Origin of the sequence: Serpentinimonas barnesii, from assembly GCF_000696225.1 — a bacterium.
Lineage (GTDB): Bacteria > Pseudomonadota > Gammaproteobacteria > Burkholderiales > Burkholderiaceae_C > Serpentinimonas > Serpentinimonas barnesii.
Genome location: NZ_BAWN01000004.1, coordinates 52,173 through 72,832 on the forward strand (window position 1 = coordinate 52,173; position 20,660 = coordinate 72,832).

The following is a 20,660-nucleotide window of genomic DNA, read 5'->3' on the forward strand; positions in this document are numbered from 1 at the left end:
AAAGCCGATAACCCAGCGGACGGCTCTACTGGCGCCCGCCCGCAGCCGGTTGCGCCCGCTCCAGCTCTTGCAGTCGCAGCAGCCGGCGCTGCACCTTGCCGCTGCTGGTCATGGGCAGGGCGTCGATGAATTCGATCTCTTTGGGGTACTCGTAGGGCGCTAGCCGGCCTTTCACGTGGGCCTGCAACTCGACCACCAGCGCCGCGTCGAAGTCTTGCGCCGGGTCGAGGCAGCGCGCGCGCCGCTGCGCCGCCTCTTGCGCCAGCACCACATAGGCCTTGACCAAGGCCCCGCGTTGCGCATCGGGTTTGGGCACCACGGCGGCGTAGAGCACGGCAGGGTGCTTGATCAGGCAGTTCTCGATCTCGCCCGGCCCGATGCGGTAGCCAGCCGACTTGAACACGTCGTCGGCGCGGCCCTGGTACCACAGGTAGCCCTCGGCGTCGCGCTGCGCCAGGTCGCCGGTGCGGCACCAACTGGAGGCCGGGTCGGCGCTGAACTTGGCGCGCGTGGCACCGGGGTTGTTCCAGTAACCCAGAAAAAACACCGGATCGGGCTGGCCATGCCGGTCCAGCCGGTGCACCGCCACCTCGCCGATCGCGCCCTCGGGGCACTCCTGCCCCTGCTCGTCGAGCAGCGCCACCCGGTGCCCAGGGTAGGCCTGGCCCATGCTGCCAGGCCGCGCTGGCCACAGGCGCGCGCAGTTGCCGACCACGTAGTTGATCTCGGTCTGGCCGTACATTTCGTTGAGCGTCACGCCGAGCTGCTGGCGGCAGTAGTCAAACACCGCATCGCCCACCGCCTCGCCCGCGCTCATCACGGCCTGCAGGCGCAGCCGGTAGCGCTGGCGTGGCCGGGGGCAGTCTTTCATCATCGCCTTGAGCGCGGTCGGGAACAAAAACGTGTGCGTGACGCGGTGCCGCTGCAGCAGCGCAAAGGCGGCCTCGGCAGAAAAACGCCCGCTCCAGGCCACGATAGGGCGGCCAAAATACAGCGTCGGCAGCAGCGCATCGAGCAGGCCGCCGGTCCAGGCCCAATCGGCGGGGCTCCAGAACACCGCCTGCGAGGGCTGGCTGGCGTCCAGCGGGTCGAAGCCAAACCAGTTTTGGCTGCAGACAAAGCCGCTCAGGTTGCCGATCAGCGCCCGGTGCGGGATCAGCGCGCCCTTGGGGTTGCCCGTGGTGCCGCTGGTGTAGATCAGCAGCGCCGGGTCGTCGGCGCAGGTGGGCACCAGCGCAAAATCGGCGTTTGCCGCCTGCTGCACCGCGGGCCAATCGATGATGTCGGGGTCGCAAGCGCCGGTCAAGCCCAGCACGTGGCGCAGCGCCGGGCACTGGGCGCGCACACCCTGCAGCACGGCGCTGGTGCTGCCGTCCACCAGCGCCACGCTGGCGGCGCTGTCTTGCAGCCTGAACTCCAGCGCCTCGGGGCCAAACAGTTGCGACAGCGGCACCGCCACCGCCCCCAGTTGCAGCACCGCCACGTAGGCCACGGCGGTCTCGAAACACTGCGGCAGCGCAATCGCCACCCGCTCGCCCGCACGCACCCCGAGCAGCCGCAGGCCGTTGGAGAGTCGGTTCGCCGCCTGCTGCAGCTCGGCGTAGCTGTGCGCGCGCGGCTTGCGCTCGGGCCCATCGGCAATCACCGCCGTCTGGCTGGCGCTCTGCGCCTGCTCGGCCCAGCGGCGCGAGCAAGCTTGGGCGATATTGAAAAACGCCGGCACCTGCCAGTGGAAATCGGCGTGCAGGGCAGCGTAGGGGTCGGCGCTGTCAGAGCCGGATACATTGGGCGCCTTGCTGCGCTTTGCCTCAGCAGCACCGGGCTTTTTGCCGGGCTTGGGGTGTGGCCTGTCCGCTGTTTGACACCTGGGCATGGTCGGTCTCCTGAATAATCCCTGCAATGTACCCAATCCGCCACCCCAGCCACACCTTTTTTGTGCCCCTACGCGGGCAAAACCACCACCTGCGCCAATGGGGCCACTACCCGCCGGGCTCAACCCCGCTGCTGCTGCTGCACGGCTGGATGGATGTGTCGGCCTCGTGGCAGTTTATGGTCGATGCCTGGCCCGCCGCTTGGCTGGACCAGCGCCTGATCGTCGCCCCAGATTGGCGCGGCTTTGGCCAGACGCGCCCGCTCGCGTCTGAATCCACCCACCCCGCCGAACACCCGCAGGACTACGGCAGCGCCGACCACTACCAGTTCGCCGACTACCTGGCCGACCTCGACGCCCTGATAGCGCGCCTCAACACCGATTTGGGCCGCCCGGCCGAGGCCCCGATCGACCTCGTCGGCCACAGCATGGGGGCCAATGTGGCCATGCTCTACGCCGGCATCCGGCCCGAACGGGTGCGCCGCTTGGTGAATGTGGAGGGCTTTGGCCTGCCGCACAGCCAGCCCGAGCAGGCCCCGCAGCGCTACGCCCGCTGGTTGGACGAAATCCGTGCGCTGCGCCAGGGCACGCTGGCCCTTAAAAGCTACCCCAGCGCGCAGGCCGTGGCGCAGCGGCTGCGCAAAACCAACCCGCGCTTGGCCCCCGATAAAGCCGACTGGCTCGCCAGCCACTGGGCCGCCCCCGATGCCAGCGGCCAGTGGCAGATACTGGGCGATGCGGCGCACAAAATCGTCAACCCCCAGTTGTACCGGGCCGACGAGGTGCTGGCGGTGTGGGCCAGCATCCGCGCCCCGCTGCTGGTGCTAGAGGCCGAGGCCGACAGCCTAGGCCAGTGGTACCGCCAGGGCGAATACACCCGGGCCCAGTTCCACCAGCGCCTGCAGGTGCTGCCCGACTGCCGCATCGAGCGCCTGCCCGATGCCGGCCACATGCTGCACCACGACCAGCCCGAAGCGCTGGCGGCCTTGCTGCAGGAATTTTTGGCCTAGCTCGCCTGGTGTCTCACGGCTTCGGGGCGCAAGCCCCTTGACCACATATTCCCTGCAGGTTATATTTCAGCCATGATCTGGGACATCGAATACACCGATGAATTCGGTCGCTGGTGGGGCACGCTATCTGAGGCAGAGCAGGAGTCGCTGGCGGCCTCGGTGCAGTTGCTCGAAGCGCGGGGCCCCAGCTTGGGCTTTCCGCACAGCAGCGGGATCAAGGGTTCGCGGCACAGCCATATGCGGGAACTCAGGACGCAGCACCAAGGCCGCCCCTAGCGCACGCTCTACGCCTTCGACCCGCGCCGCAGCGCCATCTTGCTGATCGGTGGCGACAAGACCGGGGACGAGCGCTGGTACGACGTCCAGGTGCCGGTGGCAGACCGGCTCTACGACGAACATTTGCAACAACTGCTCAATGAAGGGCTGATCCATGGCCAAGAAATTCGCTGATCTGCGCGCTCAGATGTCGCCCGAAGCGCGCGCTCGGGCCCAAGCCCAGGCGCAGGCCATGCTGGCAGAGATGCCGCTCAATGAACTGCGCCAGGCGCGTGGGCTGTCGCAAAAAATGCTGGCCGAGGTCTTGCACGTGCAGCAGCCCTCGATTGCCAAAATCGAGAAGCGCACCGACATGTACCTCTCCACCCTGCGCAGCCACATCGAAGCCATGGGCGGCGAGCTGGAGGTGGTCGCGCGCTTCCCCGACGGTGCGGTCAAGATCACCAATTTCTCCGATCTGGGCAAGGCCGCACCAGTTTGAACCACGCTTGCCGCCAGCAGACTTCGATCTGGCCTTGGAGCGTTTAGCTCAAAGCGCCCCCGGCGCATGAGAAAATGCGCGATTGCCTGCGCACCGCCGCATCCGAATTACAGAACCGAGCCCGAATCATGGAAGCTGAACGCCAAAACACCCTCGCCGCCCTGCTGGCCGACCTGAGCCAGCGCACGCTTGAGCTGCGGAGGTATCTTTGACTACGATGCCAAAGCCCTCAAGCTGAGCGAAGTCGAAAGCGCACTCCAAGACCCGGCGGTCTGGAACGACCCCAAGCGCGCCCAAGAGCTCGGGCGCGAAAAGCGCAGCCTCGAAAACGTGGTGAAGGTGCTCGAGCGCCTCACCTCAGACCTGGCCGACCACAGCGAGTTGTTCGAGCTCGCCGCCGCCGACGGCGACGAAGCCGCGCTCGAAACCATCGAGCTAGAAGTGGCGCAGTTGCGCGCCGAAGTCGAAAAACTCGAGTTCCGGCGCATGTTCAACCACCCGGCCGACTCGCTCAACTGCTTTCTCGACATCCAGGCCGGCGCCGGCGGCACCGAAGCCTGCGACTGGGCCAGCATGTTGCTGCGTCAGTACCTGCGCTACGCCGAACGCAAGGGCTTCAAAACCACGCTCGAAGACGAAACCGCGGGCGACAGCGCCGGCATCAAGGGCGCCAGCATCAAAATCGAGGGCGACTACGCCTTTGGCCTGCTGCGCACCGAAACCGGCGTACACCGGCTGGTGCGCAAAAGCCCCTTCGACAGCTCGGGCGGGCGCCACACCTCCTTTGCCTCGGTGTTCGTTTACCCCGAAATCGACGACTCGATCGAAATCGACATCAACCCCGCCGACGTGCGCACCGACACCTACCGCGCCAGCGGCGCCGGCGGCCAGCACATCAACAAGACCGATTCGGCGGTGCGCCTAACCCACCTGCCCACCGGCATCGTGGTGCAGTGCCAAGACAGCCGCAGCCAGCACAGCAACCGCGACCTCGCCTGGCAGCGGCTGCGTTCGCGCCTGTACGACTACGAAATGCGCAAACGCATGGAAGCGCAGCAAAAACTCGAAGACAGCAAGACCGACGTCGGCTGGGGGCACCAGATCCGCTCCTACGTGCTGGATCAGAGCCGCATCAAAGACTTGCGCACCAACCTCGAAATCTCCAACACCCAAAAAGTGCTCGACGGCGACCTCGACCCCTTCATCGAAGCCTCACTCAAGCAAGGCGTTTGAGCGCTGCCCCCACCGCACCTAGCACCCAACCACCGAAAGCCACCATGACCCTGCGCGAAGGCCCTGCCCCCCACCTGGTGCTGCGCCACGACTACACCGCCCCCGCGTTTTTTATCGACTCGGTGGACCTGACGCTGGACCTCGACCCCGCCAAAACCCGCGTGCTCAACCGCATGCGCCTGCGCCGCAACCCCGCCGTGCCGGCGCAGCCGCTGCGCCTCGATGGCGTGGAGCTCAACCTTGCGCGCGTGCTGCTTAACGGCAGCGGCTGCAGCTTTCGCATCGAAGGCGCGCAACTGCTGCTGGAGCGCCTGCCCGAAGGCCCAGAGCCCTTCGAGCTGGAGCTGTTCAGCACCTGCAACCCGGGTAAAAACACCCAGCTCATGGGCCTGTACCTGAGCCAAGGCACCTTCTTCACCCAGTGCGAGGCCGAGGGCTTCAGGCGCATCAGCTACTTTTTGGACCGGCCCGACGTGATGGCGCGCTTTCGCGTCACCCTGCGCGCCGACCAAGCCGCCTACCCGGTGCTGCTCTCCAACGGCAACCTGGTCGAACAAGGCGCGCTCGAAGGTGGCCGCCACTACGCCGTGTGGGACGACCCGCACCCCAAACCCAGCTATCTGTTCGCCCTGGTGGCGGGCAAGCTGGTGCAGCGCGAGCAAAAAATCATCAGCCGCGGCGGGCAAGCGCACACCCTGCAGATTTACGTGCGCCCCGGCGACCTCGACAAAACCGAGCACGCCATGAACTCGCTCATGGCCGCCATCGCCTGGGACGAGGCCCGCTTTGGCCTGCCGCTGGACTTGGAGCGCTTCATGATCGTCGCCACCAGCGACTTCAACATGGGCGCGATGGAGAACAAGGGCCTCAACATCTTCAACACCAAATACGTGCTGGCCAGCCCCGCCAGCGCCACCGATGCCGACTACGCGAACGTCGAGAGCGTGGTGGCGCACGAGTACCTGCACAACTGGAGCGGCAACCGCGTCACCTGCCGCGACTGGTTTCAGCTCAGCCTCAAAGAGGGGCTGACGGTGTTTCGCGATCAGGAGTTCAGCCAGGACATGGCCGGCAGCGCCTCGGCGCGTGCGGTCAAGCGCATCGAAGACGTGCGCCTGCTGCGCAGCAACCAGTTCGCCGAAGACGCCGGCCCCATGGCGCACCCGGTGCGCCCCGACCAGTACGCCGAAATCAACAACTTCTACACCCTCACGGTCTACGAAAAAGGGGCCGAAGTGGTGCGCATGATGCAGACGCTGGTGAGCGATGCCGCCCTCGACCCGCTGGGCCGCGCCGGCATGGCGCGTGGCTTGCGCCTGTACTTCGAGCGCCACGACGGCCAAGCCGTGACCTGCGACGATTTCGCCCAGGCCATGGCCGACGCCAACCCCGGCAGCGCGCTGGCGCAGCATCTGGAGGCTTTCAAGCGCTGGTATGCCCAAGCCGGCACCCCGCGTGTGCAAGTCCGCACCGAGTACGACCCGGCCCTAGGCCACTTCACCCTCAACTTAAGCCAGCACTGCCCGCCCACGCCGGGCCAGCCGCACAAAGCGCCCTTCGTGATTCCGGTCACGCTCGGCCTGCTCGGCCCGGATGGCCGCGCCCTGCCCTTGCAGCTTGAAGGCGAGGCCCAAGCCGTAGCTGGAAGCCGCACCCTGGTGTTGAGCGAGCCGCAGCAGCGCTTCGTTTTCACCGGGCTGGCCGGGCTGGACAGCGCCCCCACGCCCTCGCTGCTGCGCGGCTTTAGCGCCCCGGTGATTTTGCAGGGCGATTTCGATGCCGCCCACTGGCTCACCCTGCTGGCGCACGACAGCGACCCCTTCAACCGCTGGGAGGCGGGCCAGCAACTGCTGCTGCGCCAAATGCTGGCGGCGCTGCGCCAGTCTTCCGAGAGCAACGGCCCCATCCCGGCCACGGTGCTCGACGCCACCACCGTGCAGGCCCTGAGCGCCGTGCTGCGCCAGCCCGGGCTGGACCCGGCCTTCAAAGAACTGCTGCTCACCTTGCCCAGCGAAGCCTATCTGGCCGAGCAAGTGCAGCAAGTGGACCCGCCGCGCATCCACGCCGTGCGCCAGGCCGTGCGCAGCCAACTGGCCCAAGCCCTGTATGTGGATTGGCTCTGGGCCTATGAAGCGCACCACGAACCCCGGGCGGCCTACCGGCCCGACCCCGCCTCCAGCGGCCGCCGCGCCCTAGCCGGTTTGGCGCTGGGCATGTTGTGCCTGGCCGCCCGCAGCAATGGCGACACGGTCTGGCCCGGCCGCGCCTACCAGCGCTGCAAAGACGCCGCCCACATGACCGAGTTGCAGCAAGCGTTGCAAGCCCTGCTGCACAGCGGCCACGCGCTGGCCGAACCCGCGCTGGAGCGCATGCACCAGCGTTACCGGCACGACGAACTGGTGCTCGACAAATGGTTTGCCCTGCAAGCCAGCGCCCCCGACCAGGGCGGCTCGGTGCTGGCGCGCGTTAAAGCGCTGCTGCAACACCCCGACTTCAAGCTGCGCAACCCCAACCGCGCGCGCAGCCTGATCGGCACCTTTTGCCACGCCAACCCCGCCGCCCTGCACCGCCCCGACGGCAGCGGTTACGCCTTCTGGCGCGAGCGCGTGCTCGAAATCGACGCCTTCAACCCGCAAGTGGCGGCGCGGCTGGCGCGCGCGCTCGAGCGCTGGCAGCCGCTGGTTGAGCCCTACCGCAGCCTGGCGCGCCAGGCCTTGGCCGACGTGGCGCGCCACCCCGGCCTGAGCCCAGACGTGAGCGAAATCGTCACCCGCGCCTTGGCTGCGGATGCCTGAACGCGGGCTTAAACTCGACCCTGCCAAACCTGACGCCATCCAATCCCGAGCACAGCCCACACCATGAGCCCACGCACCTCCTTGACCCGCTACCTGATCGAGCAACAGCGCGTACACGGCAGCATCCCGCCCGAGCTGCGGCTGCTGATCGAAGTGGTGGCGCGCGCCTGCAAGCGCATCGCCATCAGCGTCAACAAAGGCGCGCTGGGCGAGGTGCTGGGCAGCGCGGGCAGCGCCAACGTGCAAGGCGAGGTGCAAAAAAAGCTCGACCTCATCGCCAACGAGGTGCTGATCGAGGCCAACGAATGGGGCGGCCACCTGGCGGCCATGGCCTCCGAAGAAATGGACGGCATCTACGCCGTACCCAACCGCTACCCCCAAGGCGAGTACCTGCTGCTGTTCGACCCGCTCGACGGCTCCAGCAACATCGACGTCAACGTCAGCATCGGCACCATCTTTTCGGTGCTGCGCCGCCACAACGACGACCCGCAGCGCATCGAGCCGGTGGCCGAGGCCGACTTTTTGCAAGCTGGCTCGCAGCAGGTGGCGGCCGGCTACTGCATCTACGGCCCGCAAACCACGCTGGTGCTCACGGTGGGCAACGGTGTCGCCATGTTCACCTTGGAGCGCGAGCAGGGCTCTTGGGTGTTGACGCAAGATGGCGTGCAAATACCCGAAGATACCAGCGAATTTGCCATCAACATGAGCAATATGCGGCACTGGGATGCACCCGTGCGGCGCTACATCGACGACTGCCTGCAAGGCCGCGAAGGCCCGCGCGGCAAGGATTTCAATATGCGCTGGATCGCCTCCATGGTGGCCGACGTGCACCGCATCCTGTGCCGTGGCGGCGTGTTTTTGTACCCCTGGGACAAGCGCGAACCGCACAAACCCGGCAAGCTGCGCCTGCTCTACGAAGCCAACCCCATGGGCTGGATCGTCGAGCAAGCCGGCGGCGCCGCCAGCACCGGATACCAGCGCATACTGGATGTGCAGCCGCACAGCCTGCACCAGCGCGTGAGCGTAATCTTGGGCTCGCGCAACGAAGTCGAACACATCGTGCGCTGCCACCCAGAACTTGCCGCATCCGATGCCGGCGCTGTGCCGCCCGCCAAGCTTTCATAATACGGCCAGCGCCATTGCCCTGCCCGCCCCAGCAACCCCACACAAGCCACGCCCCATGTCACTCTTTGCCCGCCCGCACTACCGCTCCGACACCACCGAGTTTTTGGATTCGCTCAAGAGCCGCGAGCCCGAGCTGGAGGCGCAGCAGCGCCAAGGCCGGGCCTTGCTGTGGGACAAATCGGTGGATCGCCCATTTTGGCAAGAGGCCAAGGCCGCACGCGTGCCCCAAAAGCCCTACGTGTATCAAACCGAGCCGACGCTGCGCTGAGCCCGCAGGCGCCGCCGCAGCAGCCGCTACGCCCATCGGCCCGGCCGGGTCTGCGCACGCATGAACCCTTCGCCCAGTGGAGCGACTGCGCTGGCGCGGCTGTACGGCGAGCCGCTGTTCGAGCTGCCGCCCGACCTCTACATTCCGCCCGAGGCGCTGGCGGTGTTCCTCGAGGCCTTCGAAGGGCCGCTGGATCTGCTGCTGTACCTGATTCGCAAGCAGCATTTCAACATCCTCGACATCCCGATGGCGCAAGTCACGCGCCAGTACCTTGGCTACGTGGAGCAGGTGCGCGCGCACAACCTGGAGCTGGCGGGCGAGTACCTGCTCATGGCGGCGCTGCTGATCGAAATCAAATCGCGCCTTTTGCTGCCGCCCCAGCGCAGCAGCCCCGAGGCCGAAGCCCAAGACCCACGCGCCGAACTGGTGCGCCGGCTGCTCGAATACGAACAGATCAAACAGGCGGCGCAAAAAATCGATCAACTGCCGCAGCTCGGGCGCGATTTTTGGCTGGCGCAGGCCGCCGTGCTCGCGGCCGGGCCCGCGCCGCTGCCCTCCATCAGCCCCAGCGAACTGGCACAGGCCTGGAGCGGGCTGCTGCAACGCGCCCAGCTCGTGCAACACCACCGCATCGATGGCCCGCGGCTGAGCGTGCGCGCCTTCATGAGCCAGATCCTGCGCCAGTTGCAACGGCGCCGTTTCGCTGAATTTGGCGAGCTGTTCCAACCCGAGCAAGGTTTGGCGGTGTTGATCGTGAACTTCATCGCCCTGCTCGAACTGGCCCGTGAAGGGCTGATCGAGCTCACCCAAGCCAGCGCCTATGCGCCGATTTATGTTCGCCTGGGCCCCGGCACCGGGCTAGACACGCCCGATAATTCGGCCCACACACCATGAGCCAAACCCCACCTTTGACCAGCGCCCCGACGCGCGCTTTTGACGTGCTGATCGTCGGCAGCGGCTTGGCCGGCCTGAGCACCGCGCTGCTGCTGCCCAGCCATTTGCGCGTTGCCATCCTGACCAAGCGCACCATCGAGGACGGCTCCAGCGGCTGGGCCCAAGGCGGCATCGCCGCCGTGCAGGCCGACGACGACAGCTTCCAGGCCCACATCGACGACACCTTGGTGGCTGGGGCCGGCCTGTGCGACCCCGACGCCACCCGCTACACGGTAGAAAACGCCCCCGCCGCCATCGATTGGCTGCGCCAGATGGGCACCCGCTTCACCCTCCACGAGGGCGAGCTGCACCTGACGCGCGAAGGCGGCCACAGCCACCGGCGCATCGTGCACGCCGCCGACGCCACCGGCGCCGCCGTGCAGCAAACGCTGATCGAGCGCGTGCGCGCCGCCCCCAACGTGCAGGTGTTCGAGACCCACAACCTGGTCGACCTGATCCTGAGCGACCGCCACGCCCTGGCGCCCACTTGGCCGAGCCGGCGCTGCCTTGGAGCCTACGCCTTTGATGAGAGCGCCGACGAGGTGCAAGCCTTCGTGGCCCCGCACACCGTGCTGTGCACCGGCGGTGCGGGCAAGGTCTACCTCTACACCTCCAACCCCGACACCGCCACCGGTGACGGCATTGCCGCCGCTTGGCGCGCCGGCTGCCGCGTGGCCAATATGGAGTTCATCCAGTTCCACCCCACCTGCTTGTATCACCCCAAGGCCAAGAGCTTCCTCATCAGCGAGGCGGTGCGCGGCGAAGGTGGCCGCCTGCTGCTGCCGGCCGCGCTGGGTGCGCGCCGCTTCATGCCCGAGCACGACCCACGCGCCGAACTGGCGCCGCGCGACGTGGTGGCGCGCGCGATCGACTTCGAGATGAAAAAGCACGGCTTGGATTGCGTCTATCTCGACATCTCGCACCAGAGCCCGGCCTTTTTGCAAGAGCACTTTCCCACCATCTTGGCGCGCTGCGCCGAGCTGGGCATCGACATCCGGCGCGAGCCCATTCCGGTGGTGCCGGCGGCGCACTACACCTGCGGCGGCGTGCTCACCGACCTGCGCGCCCGCACCGACCTGAGCGGCCTGTACGTGGTGGGCGAAGCCAGCTGCACCGGCCTGCATGGGGCCAACCGGCTGGCCAGCAACTCGCTGCTGGAGTGCGTGGTGTTTGCCCGCGCCGCCGTGGCCGACATCGTGGCCCAAACGCCGCAGGCACTGGCACCGGTGCGCCCCTGGGACACCAGCCGCGTCAGCGACGCCGACGAGCAGGTGGTGATTGCCCACAACTGGGACGAACTGCGCCGCTTCATGTGGGACTACGTGGGCATTGTGCGCACCGACAAGCGGCTCGAACGCGCCGCGCACCGCATCGCGCTGCTGCGCGCCGAAATCCAAGAGTTCTACCGCAGCTTTCACCTCACGCGTGACCTGCTGGAACTGCGCAACCTGGTCGAGGTGGCCGATTTGATTGTGCGCAGCGCCCAAGCGCGCCACGAGAGCCGCGGCCTGCACCACAGCCTAGACCACCCGCACACCTTGGCGCAGGCGCAGCCCACGGTGCTCGACCCAGCCTCCCGCCCGCGCACCTAGACCGGCGCGGGCCGACCCTGCTGGCCTCCTATTTTTGGCTGCGGGCGCATAATGCGCCGACCACCCTACAAAACCGGAGAGCCCGCATGACCAAGCGCCCCTGGATAGCCAACGCCAGCGCCCTGCTGCTCGCACTGGCCAGCGGCGCGGCAACGGCGCAAAATTCGCCCTTGCAAATCGAGGACGTGGCGCTCGCAGGCCAGCTGCGCTTCTTGGCCGATCGGCCCGATCCGCTGGCCTACCGCTACGAGGCCCACACCGCGCTTGATGCGCTGAGCCTGCAAACCGGCGTCGTCACCCTGCGCACCTGCCACCGCCAGCTCGACCCAAACCGGCGCGTGGTTGTGGCCTTCAACCGCGAGCGGCTGCAACACCTCGAAATTTTGGAAAGCAGCGGCATCGGTCGCGCTTGGGTTGAAGGGCACCGGGTTGAACTCGCCGACGTGCAGCGCGGCGGCCATGTGTGCATCGGGCTGCGCACGCAGGCGCTCGAATCCAGCGGCCCTGGGCGCTGGACGCTGCACGCCGGCCCACTGATGCGGCGCTACCTCGACGGCTACCTGCCAATGGACGCCCGGCTCAGCCTGCACTGGCCCGCTGGCCTGCTGGCGGTCGAACAAACCTCACCGCCACCCCAGCCCGGCGTGCGCCTAAGCCAAGACGGCAGCGGCGCCACGCTCGACCTCACCTTCGCCGGCCGCATGACGGCGGTATGGGAGCTCAAGCAACTGCGCCAGCCCTGAGCCGGCGCGCGCCTCCGAGGGCCTCAGAGCGCCTGCGTCGGCACGTGGTGGCGCAGCGCGGTCTGGCGGTTGTGCGCGTCCACAAACACCAGTTGCGGCTCGTGGCGGGCCACCTGGTCTTCGTGTACCTGGGCGTAGGCGGCGATGATCACCAGATCGCCCACCGCCGCCCGCCGCGCCGCCGAGCCGTTGAGCGAAATCATGCCGCTGCCGCGCTCGCCTTTAATCGCGTAGGTCACGAGGCGCTCGCCGTTGTTGACGTTCCAGATGTGAATCTGCTCGTTCTCGCACAAGTTGGCGGCTTCGAGCAGGTTTTCGTCGATGGCGCACGAGCCCTCGTAGTGCAGCTCACAGTGGGTCACGGTGGCGCGGTGAATTTTCGATTTGAGCAGGGTGCGAAACATAGGACAAAACTCCGGGCGGCACCAAGGCGCCACCAAAGCGCGGCACAAAGCAGCCGCAAAACCGGCGCGATTGTGACAGAAAGCCGGGCCGCTTTGGGCCGCCGGCTCAATCCACCCGCTGCAAGGGGATATAGACCTCGCCTCCGGACTGCCGGAACGCCTTCGACTGCGCCTGCATGCCCTGCTCCAGCGCCTGCGTTTCGTCTATGCCCTGGGCGGCGGCGTAGTCGCGCACCTCTTGGGTGATTTTCATGCTGCAAAAATGCGGCCCGCACATAGAGCAGAAATGCGCCACCTTGGCCGAATCCTTGGGCAGGGTTTCGTCGTGGAATTCGCGCGCCTTGTCCGGGTCCAGCCCGAGGTTGAACTGGTCGGCCCAGCGAAACTCGAAGCGCGCCTTCGAGAGCGCGTTGTCGCGTATCTGCGCCCCCGGGTGCCCCTTGGCCAAGTCGGCGGCGTGGGCGGCCAGCTTGTAGGTGATGATGCCCTCTTTCACGTCCTGCTTGTTGGGCAGGCCCAGGTGCTCTTTGGGCGTGACGTAGCACAGCATGGCGGTGCCGTACCAGCCGATGGTCGCCGCGCCTATGCCGCTGGTGATGTGGTCGTAGCCGGGCGCGATGTCGGTGGTCAGTGGGCCGAGCGTGTAAAACGGCGCCTCGTGGCACTGCTCCAACTGCAAGTCCATGTTTTCTTTGATGAGTTGCATGGGCACATGGCCCGGCCCCTCGATCATCACCTGCACATCGTGCTTCCAGGCCACCTGCGTCAGCTCGCCCAGGGTGCGCAGCTCGCCCAGTTGGGCCGCGTCGTTGGCGTCGTAGATGCTGCCCGGGCGCAGGCCGTCGCCCAGGCTGAAGGCCACGTCGTAGGCCTTCATGATCTCGCAGATGTCCTCGAAGTGGGTGTAGAGGAAGCTCTCGCGGTGGTGCGCCAGGCACCACTTGGCCATGATCGAGCCACCGCGGCTGACGATGCCGGTCAGGCGGTTGGCCGTGAGCGGCACGTAGCGCAGCAGCACCCCGGCATGGATGGTGAAGTAATCCACCCCCTGCTCGGCCTGCTCGATCAGGGTGTCGCGGAAAATCTCCCAGCTCAGCTCCTCGGCCTTGCCGTTTACCTTTTCCAGCGCCTGGTAGATCGGCACCGTGCCGATGGGCACCGGGCTGTTGCGCACAATCCACTCGCGCGTTTCGTGGATGTGTTTGCCGGTGGACAAATCCATCACCGTGTCGCCGCCCCAGCGGATGGCCCAGGTCATTTTGTCCACTTCCTCGTTGATCGAAGAACCGAGCGCCGAATTGCCGATGTTGGCGTTGATCTTGACCAGGAAGTTGCGCCCGATGACCATCGGCTCGCTCTCCGGGTGGTTGAGGTTGGCCGGGATGATGGCGCGCCCGCGCGCGACTTCGCTGCGCACGAATTCGGGCGTGATTTCCTGGGGCAGGCTGGCCCCGAAATGCTGCCCTGGGTGCTGGCGCAGGAGCACCTCGGCCATGCGCTGGCCGGTGGGGCCGGCGGCGCGCAGGCTCTGCACGTAGTGCTGGCGGTTGAGGTTTTCGCGGATGGCGACGAACTCCATCTCGGGCGTGATGATGCCGCGGCGCGCGTAGTGCATCTGCGTCACGTTGGCACCGGCGCGGGCGCGGCGCGGCTGGCGTTGCAGGCCCGGAAAGCGCAGCGCTTGCAGCTTGGGGTCGGCGGCGCGTTCGCGCCCAAAGGCGCTGCTCAGGCCACCCAGCACCTCGCTGTCGGCGCGCTCCTCGATCCAGCGCTGGCGCAGCGCGGGCAGGCCGCTGCGGATGTCGATCACCGCCGCCGGGTCGCCGTAGGGGCCGGAGCAGTCGTAAACAAAGATGGGCGGATTCGGCTCGGCCCCCATGCTGGCCGGGGTGTCGGACTGGCTGATCTCGCGCATCGGCACCTGCACATCCGGGCGCGAGCCGGGTACGTAGATTTTGCGCGAGTTGGGCAGTGGCGCAATGGCGGCTTGGTCCACTTGGGCGGCGCTGGCCAGAAAGGGTTCGGCGGGGGCGTTCATGGAAAAGGCGTTCTTTCTAAAGTTGTGCTCGCACGCTATTATCGAAGGCTGTGCTCGGTGGCTGCCAGCTAGGGCTATTTGCCGCAAGCCGATCGGGCCGCGTCTCTCAGGCCGCGCCCAAGTGTGGCACCAGCGCCCCGGCGTCGTGACCGGCCCGTTGCGCTGCGGTAAAGGCCAACATGCGCTCGATCGGCCGCCGTGCGCGCTCAATCAACTCGGCCGGCACCTCGACCACGCCGCGGCCGCTTTGCAGCGCCTGCGCCACCCCGGCCAGGCTGTTCATCGCCATCCAGGGGCAGTGGGCGCAGCTCTTGCAAGTGGCGCTGTTGCCCGCGGTGGGGGCTTCGATGAAGCGCTTGCCCGGGTTGAGGGTGCGCAACTTGTGCAGCATGCCTGCGTCGGTGGCGACGATGAATTCGCTGGCCTCGGACTGCTGCGCCGCGCGCAAAATGGCGCTGGTCGAGCCCACCGCATGGGCCAGCGCCACCACGTCGGCCGGGCTTTCGGGGTGCACCAGCACCTTGGCCGCCGGGTGCTGGCGCATCAGCTCCTGCAACTCAAAAGCCTTGAATTCGTCGTGCACGATGCACGAACCCTTCCACATCAGCATGTCGGCCCCGGTTTCGCGCTCGATGTAGGCGCCCAGGTGCTTGTCTGGCGCCCACAGGATTTTGTGCCCGCGTTCTTTGAGCGCGCGCACGATGTCAAGGGCGCAGCTCGATGTCACCAGCCAGTCGGCGCGCGCCTTCACGGCCGCGCTGGTGTTGGCATAGACCACTACCGTGCGCTCGGGGTGCTGGTCGCAAAAGGCGGCAAATTCGTCGATCGGGCAACCGAGGTCGAGCGAGCAGGTGGCGTCGAGGTCGGGCATGAGCACGGTTTTGTGCGGCGACAAAATTTTGGCCGTCTCGCCCATGAAGCGCACGCCGCTGACCACCAGCGTTTGCGCTGCGTGCTCGCGCCCAAAACGCGCCATCTCTAGGCTGTCGCTCACCAGGCCGCCGGTTTCCTCGGCCAAATCTTGCAAGTCCGGGTGCACGTAGTAGTGCGAGACCATGACAGCGTTGCGCTCGCGCAACAGGTGCCGGATCTGCTCCTTTAGGGCCTGGCGTTCATCCGGAGTGGGCTCGACCGGCACCCGAGCCCAAGCGTGGCGGGTGCTGCAAGCGGGTTGCTCAAAATCGACAGCGATGCGTGGTTCCATAAGCCGCAATTGTCCCTCAAGCGGCCGATCCCAGCGACGCTCACTTGTTAATGCCCTGCAGGCGTTTTTTGCTTTCGTTGAGGCGGTCGGCCTTGCGCTGCGCGTCCGCCTGCATGGCCAGCCGCTTGGTGCGGCCCGACAGGTCAGACCACAACCACCATAGCGCTGCCAGCGCGAACGGGCCCAGCACCCACCACCAGCTCCATTGCGCCACCGGATCCACCCCGGCCAGCTTCAAAACCAGCAAAATCAATCCCAAAACCAGAAAAGCCATTGCATCGCTCCTGTAACGCGGTCCGTATCGATTGCAACCAGACGTAATTACACCATTTCAAAGGCGCAGTTGTGGCTAAAATCGCATTCGCCAGCCCCTTCAATTTCCATTAAACCCAGGAGTCAGCCATGAAACGCACCTTGTTTGCCCTTGCCGCCGCCACTTTGGTCACTCTGCCAGCCGTCACCGTTCCGGTGCTGGCCGACGAAGCCGCCTTTGCCCGCGCCAGCGGCTGCATGGCCTGCCACGCCGTCGATCGGCGCATGGTCGGCCCCTCGTTTCGTGACATTTCCGCCCGCTACGCCGGCCAAGCCGACGCCGTGGCGCGCATGACGGTCAAGGTGCAGCGCGGCGGCTCCGGCGTCTGGGGCCCGGTGCCCATGCCCGCCAACCCGCGCCTGAGCGAAGCCGATGCGCGCCGTTTGGCCACCTGGTCGCTGAGCCACCGCTGAGCGCGCTGCCCCGCCGCTGGCGGGGCCCTAGGCGCAGCACTGCCAACAAAAACAAGGGGCCCCGAGGGGCCCCTTTTGTTTGCCAACCCAAAAACCGCCAACCGGGGCAGCGAGCAAGCAAGCTGGCAAGGCAAGCGCCCACAGCCGCTTGCCCCGGCAGCCCCGGAACGGCCTCAGTTGCTCTTGGCCAACTGCTCCAAGATGTGCGGGTTTTCCAGCGTCGAGGTGTCTTGCGTCACCGCTTCGCCCTTGGCCAGCGAGCGCAACAGGCGGCGCATGATTTTGCCCGAGCGGGTTTTGGGCAGGTTCTCGCCAAAGCGGATTTCTTTGGGCTTGGCGATCGGGCCAATCTCTTTGGCCACCCAGTTGCGCAGCTCGGTGGCCAGCGCCTTGGCTTCGTCGCCCGTGGGCACCGGGCGCTTGAGCACCACGAAGGCCACAATGGCCTCGCCGGTCAGGTCGTCTGGGCGGCCCACCACGGCGGCTTCGGCCACCAGATCGGTCTTGCCCACCAGCGCCGACTCGATCTCCATTGTGCCCATGCGGTGCCCAGAGACGTTGAGCACGTCGTCGATGCGGCCGGTGATGCGGAAATAGCCCCGGTCGTTGCTGCGCACGGCCCCGTCGCCAGCCAAGTAGTAGCCTTTGAGCTCTTCGGGGAAGTAGCTCTTTTTGAAGCGCTGCGGATCGCCCCAGATGGTGCGGATCATGGATGGCCAGGGCTTTTTGACCACCAGAATGCCGCCTTGGCCGTTGGGCACGTCGTTGCCCATTTCATCGACGATGGCGGTGGTGATGCCCGGCAGCGGCAGCGTGCACGAACCCGGCACCAGAGGCGTAGCCCCCGGCAGCGGGGTGATCATGTGGCCGCCGGTCTCGGTCTGCCAGAAGGTATCAACAATCGGGCAGCGCTCGCCGCCGATATTGCGGTAGTACCACATCCAGGCTTCGGGGTTGATGGGCTCGCCCACCGAACCCAGAATGCGCAGGCTGGTCAGGTCCCAGTTTTTGGGGTGTACCTTGGCGTCGGTTTCGGCAGCCTTGATGAGCGAGCGAATCGCCGTGGGCGCGGTGTAGAAAATGGTGCAGCGGTGCTTCTCGATGGTCTGCCAGAAGCGGCCGGCGTGTGGGAAAGTGGGCACGCCCTCGAACACGATCTGCGTGGCACCAGCGGCCAGTGGGCCGTAAGCCACGTAGCTGTGGCCGGTGACCCAACCGATGTCGGCGGTGCACCAGAACACGTCGTTGCCTTGCAGGTCAAAGGTCCAGTCCATGGTCTGCTTGGCCCACAGCAGGTAGCCTGCGGTGCTGTGCTGCACGCCCTTGGGCTTGCCCGTAGAGCCCGAGGTGTAGAGGATGAACAGCGGGTGCTCGGCCCCCACCATAACGGGTGCGCACTCGCTGGACTGCGCGGCCATGACTTCGTGCATCAGCACGTCGCGCCCGGCCACCATATTGCAGGCGCTGGCGGTGCGCTGGAACACCACCACGTTTTTGATCGAATCGCAGCCGCCCAAGGCCAGCCCCTCATCGACGATGGCTTTGAGTGGCAGCTCTTTGCCGCCGCGCATCTGGTAGTTGGCGGTGATCACGGCCACGGCGCCGGCGTCTTGGATGCGCTCTTGCAGCGCCTTGGCCGAAAAGCCGCCAAACACCACGCTGTGCGTGGCGCCAATGCGCGCACAAGCCTGCATCGCCACCACGCCCTCGACGGTCATGGGCATGTAGATCACGACGCGATCACCCTTTTGCACCCCCATGGCCTTGAGCGCGTTGGCCAACTGGCTCACTTTGGCCAGCAGTTCTTTGTAAGTGACCTTGGTCACGGAGCCGTCGTCAGCCTCGAAGATGATGGCGGTTTTGTGCTCGGTCGGGGTGCCGATGTGGCGGTCGAGGCAGTTGGCCGAGGCGTTGAGCTCGCCGTCTTGGAACCACTTGTAGAAGGGCTTGTTGGATTCGTCGAGCACCTGGGTGAAGGGCTTGTGCCAGACCAAACCGGCGCGGGCCAGCCGGGCCCAGAAACCTTCAAAATCCTGCTCGGCCTCGGCGCACAGGGCGTGGTAGGCCTTCATGCCGCCCACGCGGGCGGCCGCCACCGTGGCGGCGCTGGGTTCAAAAACCCGGTTTTCGACAAGGGTGGACTCGATGGCAGATGACGACTCAGGCATGGAAGGCTCCTCTGTTGGTGGAAAAACGACAACCGCTAACTGTGCGCATGCTCTCTGACGAGGCACTTACGCCCTACATCATCGCCAGAAAATGGCCAACGCGCAAATTTTCAGCATTAATTACACTCTGCGCTTGGATCAACTGTTTTTTTACTGGGTTCCCACACCATGACCGCCATCCGCCAACAAGACCTGATCGATTCGATCGCCGACGCTTTTCAGTACATCAGCTTCTACCACCCGCTGGACTACATCCAGGCGCTGGGGCGCGCGTGGGAGCGCGAGCAGGGGGCGGCGGCCAAGGACGCAATTGCCCAAATTCTGAGCAACTCGCGCCTGAGCGCCGAAGGGCACCGCCCGATCTGCCAAGACACCGGCATCGCCGTGGTGTTCCTCAAGGTGGGCATGAACGTGAGCTGGCCCGACGCCACCTTAAGCCTGCAGCAAATGGTCGATGAAGGCGTGCGCCGCGCCTACCTGAACCCGGACAACCCACTGCGCGCCTCGGTGCTGGCCGACCCGGCCGGCGCGCGCAAAAACACCCGCGACAACACACCAGCCGTGGTGCATTTCGAGATCGTGCCGGGCGACCAAGTCGAGGTGATCTGTGCCGCCAAGGGCGGCGGCTCCGAGAACAAATCCAAGTTCGCCGCGCTCAACCCCTCCGATTCGATCGTGGACTGGGTGCTCAAAACAGTGCCCACCATGGGCGCGGGCTGGTGTCCGCCGGGCATTTTGGGGCTGGGCATCGGCGGCACGCCCGAAAAAGCGCTGCTGCTGGCCAAAGAGTCGCTCATGGCGCCGGTGGACATGCACGAGCTGATCGAGCGCCAGCGCGCCGGGGCCACGCTCACGCGCCTGGAAGCGCTGCGGCTGGAGTTGTACGAGAAGGTGAACGCGCTGGGCATTGGGGCGCAGGGGCTGGGCGGGCTCACCACGGTGGTGGACGTAAAAATCCTCGACTACCCCACCCACGCCGCCTCGCTGCCGGTGGCCCTCATCCCCAACTGCGCCGCCACCCGGCACGTGCACTTTCACCTCGACGGCAGCGGCCCGGCCCGGCTGGAGCCGCCCAAGCTGGCCGACTGGCCCGCCGTGAGCTGGAGCCCCGACCTGCAAACCGCCAAGCGGGTGCAACTCGACACCCTAAGCAAAGAAGAAGTGGCGAACTGGAAAGCCGGCGACAAGCTGCTGCTCAACGGCAAGATGCTCACCGGGCGCGACGCCGCGCACAAGCGCATCGCCGACCTGCTGGCCAAGGGCGAGCCGCTGCCGGTGGATTTTCGCAACCGCGTGATTTATTACGTGGGCCCGGTGGACCCGGTGCGCGACGAGGTGGTGGGCCCGGCCGGCCCGACCACCGCCACCCGCATGGACCCCTTCACCCGCATGACGCTGGAGCAAACCGGCCTGATCGCCATGATTGGCAAATCCGAGCGCGGCCCGGTGGCGGTGCAGGCCATTCAAGACAACCGCAGCGCCTACCTGATGGCCGTCGGCGGGGCCGCCTACCTGGTGGCCAAGGCGATCAAATCGGCCAAGGTGGTGGGCTTTGCCGACCTTGGCATGGAAGCCATCTACGAGTTCGAGGTGCAAGACATGCCGGTCACGGTGGCGGTCGACTCGAACGGCCACAACGTGCACGAAAGCGGCCCGGCCGAATGGCGCCAGCGCATCGCCAGCGGCGAGTTCAAGGGGATTGCGCTCTCGGTGGGCTAAGCCCCGGGGCCCCACGGCTGGGGGCCCTTACTCAAAAGCTCAATGCAGATGGCGCGGCTTGCGCGGCCCGCCGTG

At 66.4% G+C, this 20,660-nt stretch carries 17 protein-coding genes and 1 pseudogene; 12 read left to right on the forward strand and 6 right to left on the reverse strand.

What is annotated here, in order from left to right; translation table 11 throughout:
* Positions 1-25: 25 nt before the first annotated feature.
* A complete protein-coding gene (locus SRAH_RS01115) occupies positions 26-1,873 on the reverse strand; it encodes an acetate--CoA ligase (protein WP_082209999.1) in 1,848 nt (615 codons plus the stop codon).
* A 26-nt stretch (positions 1,874-1,899) separates the two neighbouring features.
* On the opposite strand from SRAH_RS01115, the gene SRAH_RS01120 reads away from it, so the two are divergent.
* From SRAH_RS01120 to SRAH_RS01165, 10 genes and pseudogenes are all read left to right on the forward strand, one after another.
* Entirely contained in the window at positions 1,900-2,880 is a 981-nt protein-coding gene (locus tag SRAH_RS01120) for an alpha/beta fold hydrolase (RefSeq protein ID WP_029461518.1), read from the forward strand.
* Positions 2,881-2,952: 72 nt separating this feature from the next.
* Positions 2,953-3,330 (forward strand): annotated as a pseudogene (locus SRAH_RS01125) (type II toxin-antitoxin system RelE/ParE family toxin).
* Positions 3,311-3,637, forward strand: coding sequence for an XRE family transcriptional regulator (locus SRAH_RS01130; protein ID WP_029461519.1), 327 nt, complete (start codon positions 3,311-3,313; stop codon positions 3,635-3,637). Before SRAH_RS01125 ends, SRAH_RS01130 begins: the two are co-directional and overlap by 20 nt.
* 128 nt (positions 3,638-3,765) lie before the next feature.
* Positions 3,766-4,870 (forward strand): peptide chain release factor 2 gene (gene prfB, locus SRAH_RS01135; RefSeq protein WP_149028897.1). Its coding sequence is split into 2 segments (ribosomal slippage): positions 3,766-3,846 and positions 3,848-4,870, totalling 1,104 coding nucleotides; the frame shifts between segments, so codons are not numbered across the junction.
* Positions 4,871-4,914: 44 nt separating this feature from the next.
* On the forward strand, positions 4,915-7,665 hold the full coding sequence (pepN, locus tag SRAH_RS01140; protein WP_029461521.1) for an aminopeptidase N: 2,751 nt from the start codon (positions 4,915-4,917) through the stop codon (positions 7,663-7,665).
* Positions 7,666-7,728: 63 nt separating this feature from the next.
* Positions 7,729-8,790, forward strand: coding sequence for a class 1 fructose-bisphosphatase (locus SRAH_RS01145; RefSeq protein ID WP_045475733.1), 1,062 nt, complete (start codon positions 7,729-7,731; stop codon positions 8,788-8,790).
* 55 nt (positions 8,791-8,845) lie between these two features.
* Positions 8,846-9,058 (forward strand): DUF3460 family protein, encoded by a 213-nt coding sequence (locus SRAH_RS01150; protein WP_029461523.1) that lies wholly within the window; start codon positions 8,846-8,848, stop codon positions 9,056-9,058.
* Between the two features lie 60 nt (positions 9,059-9,118).
* Positions 9,119-9,952 (forward strand): segregation and condensation protein A, encoded by an 834-nt coding sequence (locus SRAH_RS01155; RefSeq protein ID WP_045475735.1) that lies wholly within the window; start codon positions 9,119-9,121, stop codon positions 9,950-9,952.
* The gene (nadB, locus tag SRAH_RS01160) at positions 9,949-11,583 is read left to right on the forward strand and encodes an L-aspartate oxidase (protein ID WP_045475739.1); all 1,635 of its coding nucleotides are present in this window, start codon (positions 9,949-9,951) and stop codon (positions 11,581-11,583) included. Before SRAH_RS01155 ends, nadB begins: the two co-directional genes overlap by 4 nt.
* Positions 11,584-11,669: 86 nt before the next feature.
* On the forward strand, positions 11,670-12,326 hold the full coding sequence (locus SRAH_RS01165; RefSeq protein WP_052369034.1) for a hypothetical protein: 657 nt from the start codon (positions 11,670-11,672) through the stop codon (positions 12,324-12,326).
* A 23-nt stretch (positions 12,327-12,349) separates the two neighbouring features.
* On the opposite strand, the gene panD is transcribed toward SRAH_RS01165, so the two are convergent.
* The 4 genes from panD to SRAH_RS01185 all read right to left on the reverse strand — a co-directional run bounded on the left by panD (position 12,350) and on the right by SRAH_RS01185 (position 16,246).
* Entirely contained in the window at positions 12,350-12,730 is a 381-nt protein-coding gene (gene panD, locus SRAH_RS01170; protein WP_029461527.1) for an aspartate 1-decarboxylase, read from the reverse strand.
* Positions 12,731-12,836: 106 nt separating this feature from the next.
* Positions 12,837-14,768 carry a phosphomethylpyrimidine synthase ThiC gene (thiC, locus tag SRAH_RS01175; protein ID WP_029461528.1) on the reverse strand — a complete coding sequence of 644 codons (1,932 nt, stop codon included), beginning with the start codon at positions 14,766-14,768 and terminating at the stop codon, positions 12,837-12,839.
* A gap of 106 nt (positions 14,769-14,874) precedes the next feature.
* Positions 14,875-15,972: a quinolinate synthase NadA gene (gene nadA / locus SRAH_RS01180; protein ID WP_029461529.1), complete on the reverse strand. Its 1,098-nt coding sequence runs from the start codon at positions 15,970-15,972 to the stop codon at positions 14,875-14,877.
* A 40-nt stretch (positions 15,973-16,012) separates the two neighbouring features.
* Positions 16,013-16,246, reverse strand: a complete 234-nt coding sequence (locus SRAH_RS01185) for a TIGR04438 family Trp-rich protein (RefSeq protein ID WP_029461530.1) — start codon at positions 16,244-16,246, stop codon at positions 16,013-16,015.
* A gap of 128 nt (positions 16,247-16,374) precedes the next feature.
* Between SRAH_RS01185 and SRAH_RS01190 the strand changes: the two genes are divergently transcribed.
* A complete protein-coding gene (locus SRAH_RS01190) occupies positions 16,375-16,698 on the forward strand; it encodes a c-type cytochrome (protein ID WP_029461531.1) in 324 nt (107 codons plus the stop codon).
* A gap of 173 nt (positions 16,699-16,871) precedes the next feature.
* On the opposite strand, the gene acs is transcribed toward SRAH_RS01190, so the two are convergent.
* Positions 16,872-18,866, reverse strand: coding sequence for an acetate--CoA ligase (gene acs / locus SRAH_RS01195; RefSeq protein WP_029461532.1), 1,995 nt, complete (start codon positions 18,864-18,866; stop codon positions 16,872-16,874).
* Between the two features lie 168 nt (positions 18,867-19,034).
* Between acs and SRAH_RS01200 the strand changes: the two genes are divergently transcribed.
* On the forward strand, positions 19,035-20,585 hold the full coding sequence (locus tag SRAH_RS01200; RefSeq protein WP_029461533.1) for a fumarate hydratase: 1,551 nt from the start codon (positions 19,035-19,037) through the stop codon (positions 20,583-20,585).
* Positions 20,586-20,660: the final 75 nt, after the last annotated feature.

Excerpts from the sequence above, each read along its gene's own strand:
- SRAH_RS01115 (WP_082209999.1), bottom strand. The coding sequence starts at position 1,873 with ATGCCCAGGTGTCAAACAGCGGACAGGCCACACCCCAAGCCCGGCAAA.
- SRAH_RS01120 (WP_029461518.1), top strand. The coding sequence starts at position 1,900 with ATGTACCCAATCCGCCACCCCAGCCACACCTTTTTTGTGCCCCTACGC.
- SRAH_RS01130 (WP_029461519.1), top strand. The coding sequence starts at position 3,311 with ATGGCCAAGAAATTCGCTGATCTGCGCGCTCAGATGTCGCCCGAAGCG.
- pepN (WP_029461521.1), top strand. The coding sequence starts at position 4,915 with ATGACCCTGCGCGAAGGCCCTGCCCCCCACCTGGTGCTGCGCCACGAC.
- SRAH_RS01145 (WP_045475733.1), top strand. The coding sequence starts at position 7,729 with ATGAGCCCACGCACCTCCTTGACCCGCTACCTGATCGAGCAACAGCGC.
- SRAH_RS01150 (WP_029461523.1), top strand. The coding sequence starts at position 8,846 with ATGTCACTCTTTGCCCGCCCGCACTACCGCTCCGACACCACCGAGTTT.
- SRAH_RS01155 (WP_045475735.1), top strand. The coding sequence starts at position 9,119 with ATGAACCCTTCGCCCAGTGGAGCGACTGCGCTGGCGCGGCTGTACGGC.
- nadB (WP_045475739.1), top strand. The coding sequence starts at position 9,949 with ATGAGCCAAACCCCACCTTTGACCAGCGCCCCGACGCGCGCTTTTGAC.
- SRAH_RS01165 (WP_052369034.1), top strand. The coding sequence starts at position 11,670 with ATGACCAAGCGCCCCTGGATAGCCAACGCCAGCGCCCTGCTGCTCGCA.
- panD (WP_029461527.1), bottom strand. The coding sequence starts at position 12,730 with ATGTTTCGCACCCTGCTCAAATCGAAAATTCACCGCGCCACCGTGACC.
- thiC (WP_029461528.1), bottom strand. The coding sequence starts at position 14,768 with ATGAACGCCCCCGCCGAACCCTTTCTGGCCAGCGCCGCCCAAGTGGAC.
- nadA (WP_029461529.1), bottom strand. The coding sequence starts at position 15,972 with ATGGAACCACGCATCGCTGTCGATTTTGAGCAACCCGCTTGCAGCACC.
- SRAH_RS01185 (WP_029461530.1), bottom strand. The coding sequence starts at position 16,246 with ATGGCTTTTCTGGTTTTGGGATTGATTTTGCTGGTTTTGAAGCTGGCC.
- SRAH_RS01190 (WP_029461531.1), top strand. The coding sequence starts at position 16,375 with ATGAAACGCACCTTGTTTGCCCTTGCCGCCGCCACTTTGGTCACTCTG.
- acs (WP_029461532.1), bottom strand. The coding sequence starts at position 18,866 with ATGCCTGAGTCGTCATCTGCCATCGAGTCCACCCTTGTCGAAAACCGG.
- SRAH_RS01200 (WP_029461533.1), top strand. The coding sequence starts at position 19,035 with ATGACCGCCATCCGCCAACAAGACCTGATCGATTCGATCGCCGACGCT.